At 64.7% G+C, this 2,283-nt stretch carries 4 protein-coding genes and 1 pseudogene; 3 read left to right on the top strand and 2 right to left on the bottom strand.

The features are described from left to right. From SE92_RS34660 to SE92_RS34650, 3 genes and pseudogenes are all read left to right on the top strand, one after another. Positions 1 to 604, top strand: a pseudogene (locus SE92_RS34660) (alpha/beta hydrolase); the annotation flags it as partial. Positions 605 to 731: 127 nt separating this feature from the next. Beyond that, positions 732 to 1,004 (top strand): hypothetical protein, encoded by a 273-nt coding sequence (locus SE92_RS34655; RefSeq protein ID WP_063203935.1) that lies wholly within the window; start codon positions 732 to 734, stop codon positions 1,002 to 1,004. 87 nt (positions 1,005 to 1,091) lie between these two features. Then, on the top strand, positions 1,092 to 1,397 hold the full coding sequence (locus tag SE92_RS34650; protein WP_063203934.1) for a hypothetical protein: 306 nt from the start codon (positions 1,092 to 1,094) through the stop codon (positions 1,395 to 1,397). A gap of 265 nt (positions 1,398 to 1,662) precedes the next feature. Here the strand turns inward: SE92_RS34650 and SE92_RS36990 are convergent, their stop codons facing one another. Then, positions 1,663 to 1,815: a hypothetical protein gene (locus SE92_RS36990; protein WP_198172995.1), complete on the bottom strand. Its 153-nt coding sequence runs from the start codon at positions 1,813 to 1,815 to the stop codon at positions 1,663 to 1,665. 100 nt (positions 1,816 to 1,915) lie between these two features. Further along, positions 1,916 to 2,283: septal ring lytic transglycosylase RlpA family protein (locus SE92_RS34645; protein WP_063203933.1), on the bottom strand; the 368-nt coding region annotated here is incomplete at its 5' end.

Here is a 2,283-nt window from a genome sequence, read left to right as displayed (position 1 = left end):
CCGCTGGATCGCCTAGCACGCCACCGACCTCGGCGGCAAGGCGGGCCCGGTGCTGGTCGCGGGCTGGAGCGCCGGCGGAAACGTCGCCGCCGTTACCTGCCAGCTCGCGCGCGATCGCGGCGGGCCCGAGATCGCCGGCCAGCTCCTGATCTGCCCGGTCACCGACTGCAGCTTCGATCGTGCATCCTACAACGACAATGCGACAGGCTATTTCCTGACGCGCGGGCTGATGTACTGGTTCTGGGACCTCTACTGCTCGCCGGCCGACCGCACCGATCCGCGCGTCTCGCCGCTGCGCGGCAAGGTCGCCGGCTTGCCGCCCGCGTTCGTGACGACCTGCGAGTTCGATCCCCTGCGGGACGAAGGCGTCGCCTATGCCGAGGCGATGGCGGCCGCGGGCGTCCCGGTCGAACAGCTGAAGGCGCACGGCCATTTCCACTCGTCCTTCACGATGGTCGATGTGGTGATAACAGGCGCGCCGGGCCGGGTGCAGATGGCGGAAGCCTTGCGGCGCTTTGCCGGGCTGCCGCCGAAGGTCAGTCGCGACGAGCACAGCCAGGGCCAGGTCAGCCCGGGGCACAGGATCGCCGCGGCCGCGAGCTGACAACGACAGGCCGGGAACCTTTTCCCGGCTGCCGCGTTATGGCGGCGTGGCATTGAGATGCAGCGACAGGTGTAAGCCCCGGCACGCGACACCGCGTGCTGGGGCATTTTTTGCGTGAGGGCGTGTGATGGGGGATGTGGTTGCAGAGTCTAAGGTCGATTTCAGTGCGCCTGCCGTCCTGAATAAATGGCCGTCGCTCGCCAATCAGCGTCAGCCCGATCGGGAGCCTTATCAGGTGATCGAAGGCACGCTCGACGAATGCATCACCGCGTTCATGCAGAAGCCGGCGGCGACCCGGCATCTCTATGAGATCCGCACACTGGCACAGCCGCCGCTCGTGACGGGCATTCTCTCGCCCGAGCACGTCATCGAGCTGTCGCGCTGGAGAGAATTTCTCTGATTGCCGCGGAAGCCGCGTGGGCGCAGGAACCTTTGTCCGGTTTTTCCCGTTGTCCGGAGATCGGAAGCCAAGGCGTGAGTGTCTCACATGCGCGAAGCTGGCGTGCCATCCCCTGTCGTGCCCTATGGCGCGGATCAAACCCTATTCGTGGTGATCGATCGCCTCGACGAGGCGACGGAGATCCGGATTGAACGGAACGATCTCGAAGCCACGATCGGCGAGCTCGTCGCCGGCTGCTTCTACGACCCCATCAAGGTGATTTCGTTCAACACGCTCGAACATTGGATGAAGGACATCTCGACCATCGTCGCCGGCGAAATCCGGGCCCGCTGCGATATCGACGGCATGACGATGCCCGATTATCTCAGCGACTTCGTCGAGAGCCACAGCTGATCGCGAGTCCTCGCACCAACTCGTTCAGATCGCAGCCAACAAAAAAGCGCCGCTTCCGCGGCGCTTTTCCTGTGGCACCCTTAGTGGTGCCAGAACAATGCCAGCAGCAGAACGATCGGCAGCGGCACGCCAAGCAACCAAAGCAAAGCACCTCGTCCAAAACCCATGGTGTCCTCCTCTTCAATCACTGTCATGACGCAGGAGGAGGCGAGAAGTTCCGCGCCTCGCAGCGAGGGCGAATGCGCTCAGGACATGGATCCCGGGGTTAGGCGCGCTGTTTACCGGCGATGACCTCGATCTCGCGGCGGCGGTCGCCGGCAAAGGTCAGGAGCTTCTCGATCGTCAGGGTATCCGTGATCCGTTTGGCGAGACGCTCGGCGCGCGCGGCCTGATCTTCGAGATACTGGATCGTGGTCAAGCGTCCGTCTCCCCAACAGCCCCAAATTGTCTGGACAGCCATGGTGCTTGAGAAGCCGCTAACAGCCGGTTAAGCGTGCCGCCTCGTCTTGATGAGCGCGCTATTGCACGACCTCGAGGCGGACGTTGGTGATGCCCTTGTCGACCATGCCGAGCGCCTCGGCCGCGGACGGCGAGATGTCGACCACACGCCCGCGAACATAGGGCCCGCGATCGTTGACCCTGACCGTGACGAAACGGCCGGAATTGGTATCGGTGACGCGGAGCTTGGTGCCGAATGGCAGGGTGGGATGCGCCGCGGTCAACTCGTTCTTGTCGAACCGCTCGCCGCTCGCGGTCTCCGTATCGGAATAGAAGCTGGCGAGGCCATGCGACGCGGTCTGCTTTGCCTCGCCCTCGGGGACGCGCGCCCGGCTGATCGGGCGCGGATGCAGCGCCGCCACGCGGTGCGGGCGCTCGACCGCGGCCT

The organism is Bradyrhizobium sp. AT1 (assembly GCF_001590795.1).
Classification (GTDB): domain Bacteria; phylum Pseudomonadota; class Alphaproteobacteria; order Rhizobiales; family Xanthobacteraceae; genus Bradyrhizobium.
The sequence above is the reverse complement of the archived record's forward strand: the minus strand, read 5'-3'. Positions and strand labels throughout refer to the sequence as shown.

What these genes read in the sequence shown, in the direction of transcription:
- SE92_RS34650 (WP_063203934.1), top strand. Translation starts at nt 1,092, where the DNA reads ATGCGCGAAGCTGGCGTGCCATCCCCTGTCGTGCCCTATGGCGCGGAT.
- SE92_RS34655 (WP_063203935.1), top strand. Translation starts at nt 732, where the DNA reads ATGGGGGATGTGGTTGCAGAGTCTAAGGTCGATTTCAGTGCGCCTGCC.